The organism is Acidibrevibacterium sp. (assembly GCF_049965395.1).
In the GTDB taxonomy this organism is placed as follows: Bacteria; Pseudomonadota; Alphaproteobacteria; order Acetobacterales; family Acetobacteraceae; genus Acidibrevibacterium; species Acidibrevibacterium fodinaquatile.
Window position 1 is genome coordinate 18,349 of the sequence record NZ_JBMFWJ010000005.1, and the last position, 18,253, is coordinate 36,601.

Genomic DNA, 18,253 nt, shown 5'->3' on the forward strand with positions numbered 1-18,253 from the left:
GCGGCGATGATCGTCCGCGCCGCCGACCCGCTCGCCTACACTGTCGAGATCAAGCCGACCGGTCGGGCCGATCTCGACGCCCTCCTCCGCCAGTCCTCGACCCTGATTTCGCTGCGCGGCAAAGCGGCGATCGGCCCCTTCGCCCTCATCGCCCGCGCCCGCCAGGATATCGTCCGCTTTCAAAGCGCGCTCGAAAGCCAGGGATATTATTTGGGCAAAGTCACGATCAGCATTCTCGGGCATGATCTCGACGATCCCGCTTTACTCGCGACCCTCGATGCCCTGCCCGCCAAAGCGACCGCGCCGGTGGTGGTCAGCATCGACACCGGGCCGCTCTATCACCTCGGCAAGATCGATATCATCGGCGAGGTGACCGATAGCGAACGCGCCGCGACGGGCCTCAAGCCCGGCCAGCCGGCGATCGCCGCGGACGTCCTCGCGGGGCAAGGAAAGCTGCTCAAGGCCCTGAAACATGACGGCCACGCCTTCGCCAAAGTCGCGCCGCCGGAGGCGATCGCGCATGACGATACCCACACCCTCGATGTCAGCTTCCACGCCGATCCCGGCCCGCGCGTCGATCTCGGGCCAGTGACGCTTAAGGGGCTGAAAATGGTCAACCCGAATTTCCCCGAGGGGCTGATCACCTTGAAACAAGGCATGCCCTACGACGCCGATCAGATCGAGCAGCAGCGCCAGATCCTCGCCGGCCTGCCGGTGTTCGCCGGGGTGCAGGCGGAGACGCCGGACCAGCTCGATGCCAACGGCCAGTTGCCGCTCGATTTCGCCGCCACCGAAGCGCCGCGCCATGCAATCAATTTCAGCGGCTCCTACTCCACCGATCTCGGCGCCGACCTCACCGCGTCCTGGACCGACCGCAACGTCTTCGGCAATGGCGAGAGCCTGACGCTCTCGGCGAGCGCCGACGAAATCGGCGGTCTCGATGCCCAGTATCCCGGCTATAATTTGAGCGGCACCTACACCATCCCGCAATGGCAGCGCATCGATCAGACACTTTCCTTCAATGTCACAGCGTTGCAGCAATATCTTTATACTTATACACAAACTGCGCTTTACGCGACCTCGACGGTAACGCGCCAGATCACCCCGGCGCTCTCGGTCAATATCGGCGCCGGGCTCGAGCAGGAGGTGATCAGTCAGAACAACAGCAGCTTTTTTTATGCCTTATTCAGCACCCCGGTCGGGCTGAAATGGGACAATACCAACAACCCGCTGGAGCCGACCAAGGGCGTGCGCGCCACCGCGCAGGTGACGCCGACCGCCTCTCTCGGCGGCTATGATGGGCACGCCTTCTTCGTCATCGGCCAGAGCCAAGCCTCGACCTATATCGACCTCCTCGGCAATGGCCGAACGGTGCTCGCGCTCCGCGCCATGGTCGGTGACATTTGGGGCGCGAGCGAATTCCAGGTGCCTGCCGATCAGCGCTTTTATGGTGGCGGCAGCGCCAATATGCGCGGCTATCGCTACCAATGGGCGAGCCCGCAATTCGCCGATCAGTTGCCAGCCGGTGGCCTCGCGATGGACGCCGGCACGGTGGAACTGCGTCAGCGCATCGGCAGCAACTGGGGTGCCGCGACATTTTTCGACGTCGGCCAGGTGAGCGAGCAGCCCGCCCCCTTCACCGGCCAGACCTATCCGAGTGTCGGCGTCGGCGTGCGCTATTTCACCGGATTCGGCCCGATCCGGGTGGATTTCGCGGTGCCGCTGGTGCAGGTTCCGGGGGATTTCCCGTTCGAAATCTATATCGGACTCGGGGAGGCATTCTGATGGGGCGCGTCGTGCGGCGTCTTGCGACCGGAATGGGGGCGGCATTCGCCGCCATCATGCTGGGGCTCGTGCTGGGGCTCACGCTCGTCGGCGTTGCCCTCAATACCGGCCCCGGGCAGCAGGCGGTCGAGCGCTATGCGCCGACGCTCACCGGCGGCATGGTGCATCTTGCCGGGCTCACCGGGCGCTTCCCCGACCGGTTGCGCCTCGGCGCCCTCGAACTCGATGATGGGCATGGCCCCTGGCTCCGGATCGAAGACGCGGCGCTCGATCTCGACCTCGCCGCGCTCATCGAGCGTGAGCTGCGGATCACCCGGCTGGCGGCGGGCCGCATCAGCGTCGCGCGACTGCCCGAAGCCACGCCTGCGCCGGCACCCCCGCCCGCGCCCGCGCAGAGCCACAGCCTGTTGCCGCTTCCGGTCCGCCTCGTGCTCGCGCGGCTCGAGATCACCCGCCTCGAGATCGCGGCGCCGGTCGCGGGTCAGGCGATGGTGCTCGCGATCCAGGGCTCGGCGCGGTTTCGCGCCCTCGACGATGCCGAGGCCGCGCTCGATGTCACCGCGCTCGATGACCATCCCGGGCATTATACCGCGCGGCTCACGCTCGCCGGGCCCGATGTCACGGCGCGGGTGAATTTGGACGAACCGACTTCCGGACTGATCGCGACCCTCGGCAAGATGCCGAGCCTCGGCGCCATTTCCGCCGCCGCTCATCTTGCCGGGCGACGGACAGCGGCGGCGCTCGGCGTCACGCTCACCGCCGGCCCGCTCCGGGCCGCTCTCTCCGGCCAGATCGATCTCGATCACCTCGCCGGCGACCTGAAACTCACCGCCAACGCCCCGGCGATGGCGCCGGCGCCGGACGTCTCGTTCCGCGCGGCAACCCTCGCGGCGACGGCAACGGGGCCGTTTGCGGCACCCCGGTCGAGCGGCCATCTCGAGATCGACGGGCTCGCCGCCGCGGGCGCGCGGGTCGGGACGATCACCGCCGATCTCGCTGGCGATACCCGCACCAGCACTGCCCGCCTCAATGGCCGCCTCGAGGCGATCCATCTCCCGGGTCCGGCCCCCGATCTTCTCGCCACCGCCCCGCTGACGTTCGCCGCCACACTCGCGCTGAAAGCGCCGACCCGGCCAGCGTCGCTCACCCTCGACCATCCCCTCCTCCATCTCGCGGCCCAAGCAACGCTGGGCGGGCCGATCGCGGCGACGGCGAGCCTCGATCTCCCCGACCTCGCGCCGCTGGCAGCGATCGGCACGGTCGATCTCGCCGGCCGCGCCCACCTCCTTCTCTCGGCAACGCTTCCCGACGCCGGCCTCGCGAGCGCCGATCTCGCCGGCGACGTTGCGATCGCGGGCGGCATGGCGCCGATCCCGGCGCTGCTTGGGACGACGCATCTCGCGGCGGCGGCGCGCTATGATCGCGCCCACGGCGACGTGCCGGAAGCCGCGCTCACCGTCGATGGCCAGGCTCTATCGCTCGCCGCGGCGGGCGGGATGATTGGTGGATCGCTGGGATGGGATTGGCATCTCGCGCTTGCCGATCTCGCGGCGGTGAATGCGGCGCTCGCCGGCGCGATCGACGGGCATGGCCACGTCGCCGGCCGGCTCGATGATCTCGCCGCCACCGCACGCGTCGCCGGCCGCGTTAGCGCGGCGCCGCTGCCAGAGACGCCGTTCAGATTAGAGGTTGCCGCTCAATCCCTTCCGGCCGCGCCGCGCGCCCATCTCACGCTTGCGGCGACCCTCGATCGCGCGCCGCTCCATCTCGCCCTCGATGCCGCGCGCGATGCTGATGGCGCGGCCCGGCTCGCCCTCACCGATCTCGGCTGGAAGAGCCTTACCGGCACCGGCCAGGCCGAGCTTTCCCCGGCCGCGAGCCTGCCGACAGGGAAATTCACGCTCCGCTTCGCCCGCCTCGCCGACATTGCGCCCGTCATCAGGCAAAACCTCATCGGCAGCATGACCGCGACGGCGACCGCAGAGCAAGACCAGGCGACGTTGGATCTGACCGCGGACGACGCCGGAATAGCGGGAACGGCGCGCGTCGCCCATGCCCGCCTTGCGGCCAGCATCACCGCGCCAATCAGCGCGCCGGCGCTTTCGGCACGGCTTTCCCTCGCGGGGATCGCCGCCGGCAGCCTCGCCGGCGATGCGACGCTGTCCGCTGCCGGCAAGCGCGACGCCCTTGTCGCCAAGCTCGACGCCAGCCTGAAAAACCTCGCGGGTGCGCCGGCCAGCGCCGCCGCCAGCGCGACCCTCGATGCCGCGGCCAAGCGTGTCGCGCTCACCGCGCTCGCGGCGTCTTGGCATGGCGAGACATTGCAATTGCTGGCGCCGATGCATCTGACATTCGCCGACGGCATCGCGCTCGACCGCCTCGCGCTTGGGCTCGGCGCTGCCCGCATGACCCTTGCCGGCCAACTCACGCCGCGCCTCGATGCGACCGCGCGCCTCGACAATCTCACCCCGGCGCTTGCGGCGCCATTCCTGCCGCAGCTCGCCAACAGCGCCGGGGTCGTAACCATGGCCGCCCATCTCAGCGGCGCACCGGCGCGGCCGTCCGGCACGGTCACGCTGACAGCGACCGGCCTACATGCGGCGAGCGGGCCGGCGAGCGCAATGCCGCCCGCCGATCTTCGCGCCAAGGCCGCTCTCGATGGCCATAAAATCCAGCTCGACAGCGCCCTCGATGCCGGCCGCGATGCCCATCTCGTGGTCGCCGGCGCGGTGCCGATGGACCCGGATGGGGCCTTTGCGCTCACCGCGCGCGGGCGGCTCAACCTCGCTCTCCTCGACCCCATCCTGACTGCCGGCGGCCAGCGCGTCACCGGCGCGCTCGCGCTCGATGCCGGCATCTCGGGCACCCGTGTCGCGCCATCGCTCTCTGGCCGCGCGACGCTGAGTGATGGCGAAGCGAGGGATTTCGCGCAGGGGCTCGATCTCCGCGCCATCGCCGCCCGCCTGGACGCAAGCGGCCAGACTCTGCGCATCACCAACCTCACCGCCAAGGCCGGGCAGGGAACCATCACCGCTTCCGGCACGATCGGCGCCCTTGCCCCAAACATCCCGCTCGATCTCAAGCTCAGCGCTCAGAACGCGAGCCCGATCACCACCGATCAGCTCACCGAACGGCTCGACAGCGACCTTCATATCTCCGGCGCGGCGCTGACGGCGATCGCCCTCGGCGGCACAGTGACGATCAAGCGCGCCGAAATCACCATCCCCGATTCGCTGCCGCCCACGGTCACAACCCTTCAGGTCCGGCGCGCCGGCGCGCCACCACCACCGGCGCAGCCCTCGACCAGCGGTCCGGACATCACCCTCGCGCTCGCCATCATCGCGCCGGAGGCTGTCTTCATCCATGGCCGCGGCATCGACGCCGAACTCGGCGGCCGCCTCGATGTCAGCGGCGAGGCCAGCGCGCCGGCGGTGAAGGGCGGGCTCACGCTCCGGCGCGGCCTCGTCAGTCTCGGCGGCACCTCGCTCAATTTCACCTCTGGCACGATCGGCTTCGAGGGCGGGCATAGTATCGACCCGGCGCTCAACCTCGTCGCCACCAGCTCGAACGGCAATGTTTCGGCGACGCTGACCGTCGGCGGCTTTGCCTCAGCGCCGAAAATCACCCTCACCAGCGCCCCGGAATTGCCACAGGACGATATTCTCGCCCATCTCCTGTTCGGGCAATCGGCGTCGCAGCTCAGCGCGCTGCAATTGGCCGAGATCGCCGCCGGGGTCGCGCAGCTTTCCGGCGCGGCCGGGCCGAGCGGGGCGATGGATAGTCTCCGCAGCTCCCTTGGCCTCGATCGCCTAACCGTCGGCACGCCGACCAATCAGACGCCGGGCCCGGCGAGCGGGCCGGGCGCGGCGCAATCGGTGCCGACGCTGGAGGCCGGCCGCTACATCGCCCCGGGCGTCTATCTCGGCGCGAAGCAGGGCACCACCGGCACCAACGACACCCAGGCCGAGCTGCAGGTCAATCTCGGGCGGGGCGTCAAGCTCGACACCACCGCCGGCAGCGGCTACGGCGCCAACAGCGTCGGCCTGAGCTATCAGCTCCAATATTAATATGACTAACAAGTTTAATAAAATCGTCACTATCTTGCCCGGCACGGAGCGTTCACATAATCCATGCATGATTAAAATTTTTTGAACGATCGTCTTCTTGTTCTTGAGTTGGCGCCGAAATTAATCTAGAAAAACGAGAAGCTGCGAGCCACGCTGGTCTGCCAGGAGGCGGTGAGGTGGCTGAAGTGGCTGTCGGTGTGGGGGTATGTGGCATGAAAACCTCGATTTTGACGCGGATGCGGCACTCGCTGGCGGGTCCGGTATATGCGGCAACGATGTTGGCGGCATTCCCGTTCCTTGCGGCCGCTACGCCGGCGCTAGCGGGAACGATCACCGGTTCCGCCGTTTTGTCCCTCCCAACCGTCAGCCCGTCCGTCACCGGGGACGATCTCTTTTCCCTCATCGCGGCGGGGCGCGGATTGACGTTTTCGGGAGGAACTGGATTTTCGGCGTCTCCCGTCGCCTGGGCCCAAGGAACCGGCTCCTTGACCCCCATGGGGGTGGACGGCAATTCCGCGATCACCGCCTATTCGGGCAATGAGAGCCTTCCCAGCAGCGTCAGCTTCAGTTTTGGCACGCCCGATAATTTTACCCTCGCCTCCGCCCTTGGCACCTTCACCGGCGCGAGTTCGATCACCATCAACGGGCAGCAATACCATTCCGAGATCCTCAACGAGACTGGCAGCGCGGCCTCGGGCAGCGAATCGGTGACGGTCTATGAAGTCGGCAATTTTGTTGCCGCCAATCCCAGCTCAGGGGCGAATATTCTCAGCTATAACGGGGTTTCCTCGCTCGATCAGACGATGAGCATCACGCTCACTTTCAACGAGACCGGGATTCAGGCGTCAGGCGCGACCATCGTCAATAATGGCAGTATTTCGGGGAGCGGCACGATCTCGACCCCCGGCTTGGTGCCACCCACCACCAACGGCAATCCTCCGGTCCAGGTGCCCGAACCGGCCTCATTGGTTCTGTTCGGGACTGCTCTCTTCGGGCTTGGCGCGGCGCGCCTGCGCCGCCGCTGAGCGGCTGGCGCGGCCACCCCAGGGGAAAAGCGGCCAACCTACCGCTTTGGCTTAGGATGGCCGGCAGCGTATCAAATTCATCGCCGAAAGCGACATCACCACGGTGTCGTGCTGATTGATGACCTCGATCGCGCTCCGGATCATGCCGCGATCGGGCTTCGAGCGTGAACGCTCGGCCTCCGTGATCCGCACCCGGATACGAAGCTGATCTCCCGGCCGCACCGGCGCGCGCCAGCGCAGCTCATCGATGCCGGGCGAGGCAATGCTGGTCGATGAGAGGAAATGCGTCGCGAGCAGCCGCATCATCAGCCCGGCGGTGTGCCAGCCGCTCGCGATCAAGCCACCGAACGGGCCGGACGCGGCGGCCTCGCGGTCGATATGGATCGGTTGCGGGTCGAATTGCCGGGCGAACGCGATGATTTCGGCCTCGGTCACGCCGACCGGGCCGTATTCATACGCCGAATCGAGCGGATAATCCTCGAAATAGCGGATTGCGGCCGGGCTTGGCGGATCGCGCGTCATAGCCTCCGCCGCTCCCCGGGGCGGCGGTGCCCCCTCCCCCGCGCGGGTGTCAAAATCCCTCGCGCTCCAATCGCTTGCGTTCCATCTTGCGGGCCCGGCGTACCGCTTCGGCGGCCTCACGGGCACGGCGTTCGGAGGGTTTCTCGTAATGACGCCGCAGCTTCATCTCACGGAACACACCTTCGCGCTGCAGCTTTTTCTTGAGCGCCTTGAGCGCCTGATCGACATTATTGTCACGAACAACGACTTGCACTTGGCGGCTTTCTCCTTTCGCTGGATCGCGGCCGCGGGCCGATCCCGCGTCGCAAACAAAAGACGCCCGGTGGGCGGCCTCTGCCGTCCGGGCGAGGCGCTATAGCACGCGCCAGCCTCTCGCCAAAGCTTTTTCCAGCGCTTATGTGAAGACCATGGCCATTTTGAAGATCGCCCGCATGGGGCATCCCGTGCTGCTCGAAAAAGCCGCCCCGGTCGATGACCCAACGGCGCCGGAAATCCGCCGCCTGGTCGCCGATATGATGGAAACGATGCTGGACGCGCCCGGCGTCGGGCTCGCGGCACCGCAGGTGCATGTGCCGCTCCGGCTCTTCGTCTATCGCGTCCCCACGGCCCGCGGCGGCGATGACCCGGAAGACGCGCCGCTCGCCCCGAGCGTTCTGATCAACCCCGAGATCGAGCCGCTCGGCGACGATATTCGCCTCCGTTGGGAGGGGTGTCTTTCGATCCCCGGCCTTCGCGGCGCCGTGCCGCGGCCGTGGCGCGTCCGCTATCGCGGCCTCGATGCCGAAGGGTCGCCGGTTGAGCGCATCGCCGCCGGATTCCATGCCGGCGTCGTGCAGCACGAGACCGATCACCTCGATGGCATTCTCTATCCGATGCGCATGACCGATTTCCGCTTGTTCGGCTTCGATCAGGAACTCGCGCGCGCGGCGGAGCAAGCCGCATCATGAGCGAGACAGCGGCCGATCCCATCCTCAGCGCACGCGAGGCAGCACTCGAACGGCTGCTCGCCGAGCCGGACTTTCCCGGCTGGTCGCGCGCAGCGCTCGCCGCCGTCCTCCGCCGCCACGGCGAGGCCGAAGCCGAGGCGACGCGGCTCTTTCCCGGCGGCGCACTCGACATGATCGATGCGTTCACCGCGCGCGTCGATCGCCTCATGGTCGCGCACGCCGATCTCACCGGGCGCGGCCTGACCGGGCGGGTGCGGGCACTGCTCGCGGCGCGGCTCGCGGTCATGCGGCCGCATAAGGAGGCGGTGCGTCACGCGCTTGGTCGGCTCGCGCTCCGCCGCCACCGGCTCGCCGCCCTTCGCCTGCTTGCCCGCAGCGTGGACGCAGTCTGGCACGCCGCCGGCGACGAGGCCACGGATTTCTCCTGGTACACCAAACGCGCGACGCTCGCCGGCATCTATAGTGCGACGCTGCTTTATTGGCTCACCGACGCCAGCCCCGATGACGCGGCGACGCTTGCCTTTCTCGACCGGCGCCTCGCCGGGCTGAAAACCTTCGGCCAGTGGCGCGCACGCCTGCAAACCCGTCTGCCCTTTGCCTGCGGCACCCTCGCGCCCTCTTGAGACCACTCCCGGGCTTGCCCAGATAATTTGGGAGAACACCCCGCCGGCCGCCACAGCCGGGGCCGGCGGGAGGTCGCCTAAGTCACGAGGGACATCATCATGGATATCGAAAAATTCACCGAGCGTACGCGGGGGTTCCTGCAGGCCGCGCAAACCATCGCGATTCGCGAATTCCACCAGCGTCTCGGCGCCGAACATCTCCTAAAAGCGCTGCTCGACGATGAGGAGGGCGCCGCCTCCGGCCTGATCCGCGCCGCGGGCGGCAGGCCGGAGGCGGCCAAGGCGGCGGTCGACGCGGCGATCGCGAAGCTGCCAAAGGTGCAAGGAAGTGGCGCGGGGCAGCCGCAGGCCGCGCCCGATCTTGTGCGCGTGCTCGATGCCGCCGAACAGGCGGCGCGCAAGGCGGGCGATGAGTTCGTTGCGCAAGACCGTGTCCTGGTCGCGCTCGCCAGTGTCGAGAGCCCCGCCGCCCGCGCTTTGTCAGAGGCCGGGGTGACCCCGCAAACGCTCGAGAGGGCGCTCAATGACATTCGCAAAGGTCGCCGCGTCACCAGCGCCAATGCCGAGGCCAATTTCGACGCGCTCAAAAAATATGCCCGCGATGTCACGCAGCTCGCACGCGATGGCAAGCTCGACCCGGTGATCGGGCGCGATGAGGAAATTCGCCGCACGATTCAGGTGCTCGCCCGTCGCACCAAGAACAATCCGGTGCTGATCGGCGAGCCCGGCGTCGGCAAAACCGCGATCGTCGAGGGTCTGGCGCTGCGCATCGTCAATGGCGACGTCCCCGAGGCGTTGGCCGGCAAACGCCTGTTGGCGCTCGATCTCGGCGCGATGGTTGCCGGCGCCAAGTTCCGCGGCGAATTCGAGGAGCGACTCAAAGCGGTGCTCAAGGAAATCGAGGAAGCGGGCGGGGAGATCATCCTCTTCATCGACGAGATGCACACCCTCGTCGGCGCCGGTCGCGCCGACGGCGCGATGGATGCCTCGAATCTCCTGAAACCCGAACTCGCGCGCGGCGCGCTGCATTGTATCGGCGCGACAACGCTCGATGAATATCGGAAACATGTCGAGAAAGACGCGGCTTTGGCGCGGCGCTTCCAGCCGGTCTATATCGACGAGCCGAGCATCGAGGATACGATCAGCATCCTGCGCGGCATCAAGGAGAAATACGAACTCCACCACGGCGTGCGCATCACCGATGGCGCCATCGTCGCCGCTGCGACACTTTCGAACCGCTACATCACCGACCGTTTCCTGCCCGACAAAGCCATCGACCTGATCGACGAGGCGGCGAGCCGGCTGCGCATGCAGGTCGACAGCAAGCCGGAGGAGTTAGACGAACTCGATCGTCGCATCCTCCAGCTCAAAATCGAGCGCGAGGCGCTGAAACGCGAAGAAGATGCGGCCTCGCGCGAGCGGCTCGAAAAACTCGAGAAGGAACTCGCCGATCTCGAGGAAAAGTCAGCCGCCAAAAGCGCCGCTTGGGTGGCCGAGAAAGCCCAGCTCATGGAGTCGCAAAAGCTCAAGGAGAGGCTCGACCAGGCGCGGAGCGAGGTCGAGATCGCGCAGCGGCGCGGCGACCTCACCCGCGCCTCCGAACTGCTTTATGGCGTTATTCCCGATCTCGAAAAAAAGCTGGCCGCCTCCCATCAGGAGGGCAAGCTCGTCAACGAGGCGGTGACCGAGGAACAGATCGCCGGCGTGGTCTCGCGCTGGACCGGCGTCCCGGTCGATCGCATGCTCGCCGGCGAACGCGCGAAACTCATGCGCATGGAAGATGAATTGCGCAAGCGCGTGGTCGGCCAGGAAGATGCGCTCCGCGCCGTCGCCAACGCCGTCCGCCGCGCCCGCGCCGGCCTGCAGGATCCGAACCGGCCGATCGGGAGTTTCCTCTTCCTCGGCCCGACCGGCGTCGGCAAGACCGAAACCTGCAAGGCGCTGGCCGAATTCCTGTTCGATGACGAGCGCGCCATGGTCCGCATCGACATGAGCGAGTTCATGGAAAAGCACAGCGTCTCGCGCCTGATCGGCGCGCCGCCCGGCTATGTCGGCTATGACGAGGGCGGCGTGCTGACGGAAGCGGTGCGGCGGCGGCCCTATCAGGTGATCCTGTTCGACGAGGTCGAGAAAGCGCACGAGGATGTTTTCAATGTTTTGCTCCAGGTGCTCGATGACGGACGGCTGACCGACGGCCAGGGGCGGACGGTCGATTTCAAGAACACGATCATCGTGCTCACCAGCAATCTCGGCAGCGACATCCTCGCCGCCCAGCCCGAAAATGAAACCACGGCGATGGTCCATGGCCAGGTGATGGCGGTGGTGCGGGCGCATTTCCGGCCGGAATTCTTGAACCGCATCGACGAGATCATCCTCTTCCGGCGCCTGCAGCGCAGCGATATGGCGGCGATCGTCGAAATCCAGCTCGGCGCCCTCGCGAAACTGCTCGCCGACCGGCACATCTCGCTCATCGTCGATCAGACCGCGATCGAGTGGCTGGCGCGCGAAGGCTTCGATCCGGTCTATGGGGCGCGGCCGCTCAAGCGGGTGATCCAACGCAACCTGCAAAACCCGCTCGCCGGGCACATCCTGGAGGGCGGCGTGAAGGATGGCGACACCGTGCGGATCAGCGCCGGACGCGACGGACTCCTGATCAATGGCGAATTGGAAAACGCCGCCTGACGGAAAAAGAAGGGAAAACCCGCTCTCTCAAACTCGCTAAAAACCCTCCACCCGCAGCGTCGGTGCCGATGGCACTGACGCTGCCAATCTTTGTGCCCGCCATCCTCTGCCGCGCGTTGCACCGAAGCGTCGCCCGTCATTCCACGGGGCATCAGGTCGTGCCATAGAAGGGCAGCGCGCCCGAATCTCCGAAATGCCGAGCGTGACAAGATACGTAGCCATACGTTACCGACACGCGAATGCCGCCTTGAAATAGGATTTATGTCTTATTCTATGGCGTTATACACAGGGCAAATCGTATTATTACGCAAGATTGCAAACCAACCGTGGTTTTCGCATTGTCGCGGCCGCAACCCTGATGTTACCTTTCGGAATGGATTTGCCATTTCGAGGGGGGTTCCATGCCAGTCCGGCGACGTGGTGGTGTTTTCTGTCTTTTGGGTTCGTTGTTTCTGCTCGGAACGCCGATATCTCTGCATGCTCAGCAGGCGAGCTCTTCGCAGAACGCGCATGAGCCGCCATCGCGCCCTGTCGCCTCCTCTCAGGCACGGCGGCATGGCCGCTCCGGACACAAGGCCCTGCCTCACGATTTGGCGGCGGGGCGGCGCGGAAATAAATCCTATTTCCAGCGAACGTCGTACCGTACGTCGGGGCATGTACTCCAATGCGTGCCGTTCGCTCGCGCGGTTTCAGGGATCGATCTGCACGGCGATGCCTTTACCTGGTGGGATAAAGCGGCCGGCGTCTACGCCCGCGGCAACCGACCCGAGATCGGCAGCGTGCTCGCCTTTCGTGCCAATCGCGCCATGCGGCTCGGTCATGTCGCGGTGGTGAAGCGGGTCATCAACTCTCGCGAGATCGAAATCGACCACGCGCATTGGGGGCAGAATCGCGTCACCCGTAACATGATAGTCATCGACGTCTCGCCCGCGAATGATTGGACGGCTGTCCGCCTCGCTCTCGACAACCAAGGCAAATTCGGCAGCATCTATCCCACGTACGGCTTCATCTATGATCGCGGGGTCGGGAATAATTTTGCCGCTGCCGGCGAGCCGCGAGCGCTCCCGCTCAATCCGGCGCCGCGTGATCTTCGCACGCCAGCCGAGCGGCAGACGACGCCGGTTCTGACCGCGATACCGATGGCCGACGAAGTGGCGGAGGCCCCGGCTTACGACAACCTCACCGCCGACGCGCCAGAACGCAATCTCCGCTAGCGCGCCGACGCATTTCGTCGAAGTAGCCGATCTTCACTGCGATAGCGTCACCGGAATGCGGAGATAGCTCACGCCATTGGCCTCCTTGGGCGGCAGGGCGCCGGAGCGGAGATTGACCTGGATCGAGGGCAGCAGCAATTGTGGCGTCGCGAGGGTTTTATCGCGCGCCTCACGGAGGGCAACGAATTCGTCCTCGTCGATGCCGTCACGGACATGGATGTTGCCTGCGCGTTGCGCGGCAACCGTGCTGACCGCGGCAAAGCCGTCGCGACCCGGCGTCTGATAATCATGGCAGAGGAAAAGCCGCGTCTCTCCCGGCAGGGCGAGCAGGCGGCGGATCGAGCGATAGAGGGTGCGCGCGTTGCCGCCGGGAAAATCGGCGCGGGCGGTGCCGTAATCTGGCGCAAACAAGGTGTCGCCGACGAAAACCGCATCCGCGACGCCGTAGCTGACGCAAGCCGGGGTATGCCCAGGCGTTGCCATCACCCAGGCGTCGAGCGACCCGATCTGGAAACGCTCGCCATCCTCGAACAGGTGATCGAATTCCGCGCCGGCGCCGGAGAGGTCGGTTGCGTTGAATACCGGGCGGAAGATTTGCTGCACCTCGCCGATGCGAGCGCCGATGCCGATTTTGGCGCCGGTCTCGCGCTTGAAAAACGCTGCGGCCGAAAGATGATCGGCATGGACATGGGTCTCAAGGCACCAATCGATGCTCAGCCCTCGCGCCGCCGCCGCCGCCAGGATCGCCGCTGCCATCCGCGCCGAGGCCTTGCCCGAGGCGTAATCGAAATCGAGCACCGGGTCGATCACCGCCGCGACCTTGGTCTTGGGATCGGCGACGAGATGGCTCAGCGTGTGCGTCGCCGGGTCGTAGAATGAGGTGATCTCCGCGCTCATGACACCCGCCGCGCCTCGATCCGCTGCCAAATCGCGGCGGCGAGATTGCTGCCGTCGAACCGCGCGATTTCCTGAATCCCGGTCGGCGAGGTGACATTGATTTCGGTGAGCCAGTCCCCGATCACATCGATGCCGACGAAAATCAGCCCGCGGTCGCGCAACATCGGGCCAATGCGCGCGCAGATGTCGCGCTCGCGCGGTGTCAGCAAGGCCGCTTCCGGCCGGCCGCCGACATGCATGTTCGAGCGCGCCTCACCCGCCGCCGGCACCCGGTTGATCGCGCCCATCGGCTCACCATCGACGAGGATGATGCGCTTGTCGCCGGCGCGCACGGCGGGTTCGTAGCGCTGCACCATGAGCGGCTCGCGCGAGGTGGCGAAATGCCATTCGAGCAGGGCCGCGAAATTCTCGTCATCGGGGCGGATGTGGAAAACGCCGGCGCCGCCATTGCCGAACAGGGGTTTGACGATGATGTCCCGGTGGGTTGCGCGAAAGCCGCGAATGGCCTCGAGATTCCAGGCGACCATGGTCGGCGGCATGATGTCGGGGAAATGCGTCACCAGCAGCTTCTCGGGCGCATCCCGCACCGCGCGCGGATCGTTCACCACCAGGGTCCGCGGGTGGATATGTTCGAGGAGGTGGGTTGCGGTGATATAGGCCATGTCGAAGGGCGGATCCTGGCGCATCAGAACCACGTCCATGCTCGCAAGATCGAGCCATTCGGGTTTACCCGCGGTGAAATGATCGCCGGCGCGGCGGCGGACCGAAACCGGGCGCGCGAGCGCACGCAGCACGCCATCCTCGAGCACCAGGTCGCGGACATGGTAATACCAGAACGCATGCCCGCGGGCCTCGCCCTCGAGCATCAGGGCGAAGGTGGAATCGGCCTCGATATTGAGGCTTTCGATCGGGTCCATCTGCACGGCGATTTTCATCGTGGTCCTGGTCCTTGGGTCAGAGCGCTATCTCAGGTCTCAGAGCGGCGATTTTCCCCGAAAAGGCAATGCCCGCGGCACGGCCAAACAGATAAAAATTTTTTGGTTCTTTTTTGCAAAAAAGAGCGATCTTTCTTTTACGTCTTCCCTCACACATGAGGGGCCGGCCTAAAATCCAGCGGATCTCGTAAAATATGAGGTCATCCGGGCGCGCTATGCAAGCGCCATGCGGAGGCGGCGTGGCGCGCGAGATTTCCGCCCGAGACGGACTCCTATAGGATCACTGATCCCCGGCGGTGACCGCAACCGCGACCGCCAGCGTCTCGGCGGCGTCGCCGCGTCTGATCCCGCGCGTCGGCGCCGCGGCGAGATAATCGAGGCCGACGCTGGTGCGGATATAGGCTTCGGTCGGGCAAACGCCGTTCGAGGGGTCGAACCCAACCCAGCCAATGTCAGGGACAAACGCCTCCGCCCAGGCATGGCTCGCCTGGTCGTGCTCCGGTGCCATCCCGGTCCATAAATACCCCCCAACATAGCGCGCCGGCATGCCACGGGCGCGGGCGGCGGCGATGAAGAGATGCGCGTGATCCTGACAGACCCCGCCCCCGCGCGCGAGCGCTTCGGTCGCGGTGGTGGCGGTATCGGTCACGCCAGGGCGATAGGCAACCCGCTCGCCGACGGCGCGCATCAGCGCGTGCAGCACGGTGAGCACCGACTCTCCCCCGCCGATCCCGCGCGCAAAATCGACGATCGCCGGCTCGGCCGCGGTGAGCCTCGTCTCGCGCAGGAAAAACAGCGGCGGCAGGGGCTCGGCGGCACCGCGCACGACGCCATCCGTGGCCTCCGTCTCGACCTCGCCGGTGACTAGGATGGTCACCGCCCGGTGGGGATGGTTGATCGCATGGCAATGGACGATGTTGCCAAACCCGTCGATGAAAGAAGGCAGCGGGCGGCCGGGCATGACGCGCACCTGCCAGGAAAGCACGCGCTGCCCGTCATGCGAGCGCGGGGCGAGGCGCAGCACCTGGGTCATCGCCATCACCGGGGCATCATAGTGGTAGCTGGTCTCATGCCGCACTCGCAAACGCACGCCCACCCCGCTCACATCAAGTAGAGACGGCTGATCTCGCCGCCGAGACGGGCCGTCTGGTCGAGAAAGGCGACGAGGAATTCATGCAGCCCGGACTGAAAAATATCCTCGATCCGGCCGAAGCAAAGCCGCGCATACATCTCGCCGGCGAGACGATGGCATTCCCCGCGCTTGCCGCCATAGGTGTCGGCGAGGAGATCGAGATGGCGGGTGATCTGCTCCATGCTCGCGCGCAGCGACCGCGGCATCTCCGGGCGCAGCAGCAACAGCTCGGCGATCAGCCAGGGCTGCAAGCGGTCATGATAGATCCAGTGATAACTGCGCAACGCCGAGACCGAGCGCAATATCGCCTGCCATTGATAATAATCGAGAGCGCCGCCAACCCCTTCATCGCGTGGCAGCAGAACGTGGTATTTGACGTCGAGCAGGCGGGCAGTATTGTCGGCGCGCTCCAGAAAGGTGCCGAGGCGGGTGAAAAAGAAGGCGTCGTTGCGCAGCATGGTGTTGGCATAGGCGCCGGTGAAGATCAGAGAGCGCTCTTTCACCCAGTCGAGAAAATCGATCAGGCCGTGTGCGATGATCGCCGCGGGATCGAGATCGCGGAGCCGCATCCAGCTCTGATTGAGCGCCTCCCACATATCGACGGTGAGTGCGGTGCGCACCGCGCGGGCGTTGCGGCGCGCAGTTTCGAGGCAGGAGAAGATGCTGGAGGGGTTATCGGCATCGAAGACCATGTAGGCGATCACCGTCCCGGCCTCGGCGGCCTCATATTTGCCGAAAAACCCGTCCTCGCAGCCGGCGGCGCGGAGCGTCGAGTACCACTCATTGCCGGCATTGCCCAAAGAGTGGGCAAGGCTCGCCATGCGATGCCCGACCGTCAGGATACGGGCGACATTCTCTGCCCGCTCAACATAGCGGGCGAGCCAGAATAAGCTGTCGGCGGTGCGGCTCAGCATCACGCCTCCAGCACCCAGGTATCCTTGGTGCCGCCGCCCTGGCTGGAATTGACCACCAGCGACCCCGCGCGAAGCGCGACGCGAGTCAATCCGCCGGGAACGATACGGATCTCCTTGCCGACCAGAACGAAGGGACGAAGATCGACATGGCGCGGCGCGATCCCGCTCTCGACATAGGTCGGGCAGGTGGAGAGCGCGAGCGTCGGCTGCGCGATATAATCACCGGGGCGAGCGCGGAGGCGGGCGGCGAAGACGTCGCGTTCGGCGCGGCTCGCCTGCGGGCCGATCAACATGCCATAGCCGCCGGAACCCCGCGCCTCCTTCACCACCAATTCGTCGAGATGGGCGAGGACATAGGCGAGATCCTCGGCGCGGCCACAATCGAAGGTCGGCACATTGGCGAGCAGCGGCGCCTCGCCGAGATAGAAACGAATCATTTCCGGAACATAACGATAAACCGATTTATCATCGGCGATGCCGGCGCCGACGGCATTGGCCAGCGTCACATTGCCGGCGCGATAGGCGCCGAACAGGCCGGGGACGCCGAGTGTCGAATCGGGGCGGAAGGTCAGCGGATCGAGGAAATCGTCATCCACCCGGCGATAGAGGACATCGATCCGGCGTGGCCCCTCGGTGGTGCGCATGAAGACGATATTGTCTTCGATGAAGAGATCCGCGCCCTCGACGATCTCGATCCCCATCTCGTCGGCGAGGAAAGAATGCTCGTAATAGGCGCTGTTGAAGGCGCCCGGGGTCAGCAACGCGACCGCCGGCTCGCCCGGACACTGCGGCGGGGCCACCGAGCGCAGGGTATCGAGCAGATCCTCGGGGTAATGCGAGACCGGCGCGACGCGATGGCGCCCGAGCAGGCCGGGGAACAGGCGCATCGTCGCCTCACGGTTCTCCAGCATGTAGGAAGCGCCCGAGGGCACCCGGCAATTATCTTCGAGCACGCAGAATTCGCGCGGCCCGAGGCGAACGATATCGATGCCGGCGATATGGGTATAGGCGCCGTGGACGGGTATGAAATCCTGCATCTCAGGGCAAAACCCCTCATTCATGAGGATCAGCGCCTCGGGTATCCGCCCGGCGCGGAGGATTTCGCGCCCCTGATAGACATCAACGAGAAACGCGTTCAGCGCCCGCACGCGCTGGCGGAGGCCGCGCTCGAGAAAGGCCCACTCCTCCGCATCGAGCACCCGCGGAATGATGTCGAAGGGAATGGTGCGCTCGGGACTACCGCCTTCGGTATAGACCGCGAAGGTGATGCCGACCCGGCGGAACAAAAGCTCCGCCTCCTCATGCTTGCGGCGGAGGAGATCGGGCGGGAGATCCGCGAGCCAATCGCGGATCATGGCGTAAGGGGCGCGGCACGCCCCCGCATGATGCATTTCATCGAACCCGGCCGAGCCTTCCCCCTGCCCTGCCGCCGGCATTCTCTCCTCTGGCAAATCTCCCTCTGGCGGTGCCATCGCTTCCCCACCTATCCGCATCGGACAGGGACAATAAA

General features: G+C 65.9%; 14 protein-coding genes. 7 read left to right on the top strand and 7 right to left on the bottom strand.

The features are described 5' to 3' along the window. Positions 1–6: 6 nt before the first annotated feature. The 3 genes from ACP5M5_RS02950 to ACP5M5_RS02960 all read left to right on the top strand — a co-directional run bounded on the left by ACP5M5_RS02950 (position 7) and on the right by ACP5M5_RS02960 (position 6,877). A complete protein-coding gene (locus tag ACP5M5_RS02950) occupies positions 7–1,785 on the top strand; it encodes an autotransporter assembly complex protein TamA (RefSeq protein WP_427935439.1) in 1,779 nt (592 codons plus the stop codon). Next, positions 1,785–5,852, top strand: coding sequence for a translocation/assembly module TamB domain-containing protein (locus tag ACP5M5_RS02955; RefSeq protein ID WP_427935441.1), 4,068 nt, complete (start codon positions 1,785–1,787; stop codon positions 5,850–5,852). The genes ACP5M5_RS02950 and ACP5M5_RS02955 overlap by 1 nt, the downstream gene beginning before the upstream one ends. A gap of 494 nt (positions 5,853–6,346) precedes the next feature. Next, positions 6,347–6,877 carry a PEP-CTERM sorting domain-containing protein gene (locus tag ACP5M5_RS02960; protein WP_427935520.1) on the top strand — a complete coding sequence of 177 codons (531 nt, stop codon included), beginning with the start codon at positions 6,347–6,349 and terminating at the stop codon, positions 6,875–6,877. 51 nt (positions 6,878–6,928) lie between these two features. Here the strand turns inward: ACP5M5_RS02960 and ACP5M5_RS02965 are convergent, their stop codons facing one another. Further along, positions 6,929–7,399 carry a MaoC family dehydratase gene (locus ACP5M5_RS02965; protein WP_427935442.1) on the bottom strand — a complete coding sequence of 157 codons (471 nt, stop codon included), beginning with the start codon at positions 7,397–7,399 and terminating at the stop codon, positions 6,929–6,931. Between the two features lie 49 nt (positions 7,400–7,448). Then, positions 7,449–7,652, bottom strand: coding sequence for a 30S ribosomal protein S21 (rpsU, locus tag ACP5M5_RS02970; RefSeq protein ID WP_114912459.1), 204 nt, complete (start codon positions 7,650–7,652; stop codon positions 7,449–7,451). A gap of 154 nt (positions 7,653–7,806) precedes the next feature. Here rpsU and def point away from each other — a divergent pair, with 154 nt between their 5' ends. The 4 genes from def (at position 7,807) to ACP5M5_RS02990 (ending at position 12,865) form a co-directional block, all read left to right on the top strand. Then, complete coding sequence (gene def, locus ACP5M5_RS02975) at positions 7,807–8,346, top strand: peptide deformylase (protein ID WP_427935443.1); 540 nt, start codon at positions 7,807–7,809, stop codon at positions 8,344–8,346. After that, on the top strand, positions 8,343–8,969 hold the full coding sequence (locus ACP5M5_RS02980; RefSeq protein ID WP_427935445.1) for a COQ9 family protein: 627 nt from the start codon (positions 8,343–8,345) through the stop codon (positions 8,967–8,969). Before def ends, ACP5M5_RS02980 begins: the two co-directional genes overlap by 4 nt. Positions 8,970–9,068: 99 nt before the next feature. Further along, entirely contained in the window at positions 9,069–11,651 is a 2,583-nt protein-coding gene (gene clpB / locus ACP5M5_RS02985) for an ATP-dependent chaperone ClpB (protein ID WP_427935447.1), read from the top strand. Between the two features lie 668 nt (positions 11,652–12,319). After that, complete coding sequence (locus ACP5M5_RS02990) at positions 12,320–12,865, top strand: CHAP domain-containing protein (protein ID WP_427935449.1); 546 nt, start codon at positions 12,320–12,322, stop codon at positions 12,863–12,865. Positions 12,866–12,898: 33 nt separating this feature from the next. On the opposite strand, the gene ACP5M5_RS02995 is transcribed toward ACP5M5_RS02990, so the two are convergent. The 5 genes from ACP5M5_RS02995 to ACP5M5_RS03015 form a co-directional block, all read right to left on the bottom strand. Continuing rightward, positions 12,899–13,762, bottom strand: a complete 864-nt coding sequence (locus tag ACP5M5_RS02995; protein ID WP_427935451.1) for an MBL fold metallo-hydrolase — start codon at positions 13,760–13,762, stop codon at positions 12,899–12,901. After that, complete coding sequence (gene gshB / locus ACP5M5_RS03000; RefSeq protein WP_427935452.1) at positions 13,759–14,697, bottom strand: glutathione synthase; 939 nt, start codon at positions 14,695–14,697, stop codon at positions 13,759–13,761. Before gshB ends, ACP5M5_RS02995 begins: the two co-directional genes overlap by 4 nt. Positions 14,698–14,977: 280 nt before the next feature. Next, the gene (locus ACP5M5_RS03005) at positions 14,978–15,787 is read right to left on the bottom strand and encodes a transglutaminase family protein (RefSeq protein WP_427935453.1); all 810 of its coding nucleotides are present in this window, start codon (positions 15,785–15,787) and stop codon (positions 14,978–14,980) included. A gap of 11 nt (positions 15,788–15,798) precedes the next feature. Further along, positions 15,799–16,743 (bottom strand): alpha-E domain-containing protein, encoded by a 945-nt coding sequence (locus tag ACP5M5_RS03010; RefSeq protein WP_427935454.1) that lies wholly within the window; start codon positions 16,741–16,743, stop codon positions 15,799–15,801. Further along, entirely contained in the window at positions 16,743–18,179 is a 1,437-nt protein-coding gene (locus tag ACP5M5_RS03015) for a circularly permuted type 2 ATP-grasp protein (protein WP_427935456.1), read from the bottom strand. The genes ACP5M5_RS03010 and ACP5M5_RS03015 overlap by 1 nt, the downstream gene beginning before the upstream one ends. Positions 18,180–18,253: the final 74 nt, after the last annotated feature.

Excerpts from the sequence above, each read along its gene's own strand:
- ACP5M5_RS02980 (WP_427935445.1), top strand. The coding sequence starts at position 8,343 with ATGAGCGAGACAGCGGCCGATCCCATCCTCAGCGCACGCGAGGCAGCA.
- ACP5M5_RS02965 (WP_427935442.1), bottom strand. The coding sequence starts at position 7,399 with ATGACGCGCGATCCGCCAAGCCCGGCCGCAATCCGCTATTTCGAGGAT.
- def (WP_427935443.1), top strand. The coding sequence starts at position 7,807 with ATGGCCATTTTGAAGATCGCCCGCATGGGGCATCCCGTGCTGCTCGAA.
- ACP5M5_RS02995 (WP_427935451.1), bottom strand. The coding sequence starts at position 13,762 with ATGAGCGCGGAGATCACCTCATTCTACGACCCGGCGACGCACACGCTG.
- ACP5M5_RS03015 (WP_427935456.1), bottom strand. The coding sequence starts at position 18,179 with ATGCCGGCGGCAGGGCAGGGGGAAGGCTCGGCCGGGTTCGATGAAATG.
- gshB (WP_427935452.1), bottom strand. The coding sequence starts at position 14,697 with ATGAAAATCGCCGTGCAGATGGACCCGATCGAAAGCCTCAATATCGAG.
- ACP5M5_RS02955 (WP_427935441.1), top strand. The coding sequence starts at position 1,785 with ATGGGGCGCGTCGTGCGGCGTCTTGCGACCGGAATGGGGGCGGCATTC.
- ACP5M5_RS02960 (WP_427935520.1), top strand. The coding sequence starts at position 6,347 with ATGGGGGTGGACGGCAATTCCGCGATCACCGCCTATTCGGGCAATGAG.
- ACP5M5_RS02950 (WP_427935439.1), top strand. The coding sequence starts at position 7 with ATGATCGTCCGCGCCGCCGACCCGCTCGCCTACACTGTCGAGATCAAG.
- ACP5M5_RS03010 (WP_427935454.1), bottom strand. The coding sequence starts at position 16,743 with ATGCTGAGCCGCACCGCCGACAGCTTATTCTGGCTCGCCCGCTATGTT.
- clpB (WP_427935447.1), top strand. The coding sequence starts at position 9,069 with ATGGATATCGAAAAATTCACCGAGCGTACGCGGGGGTTCCTGCAGGCC.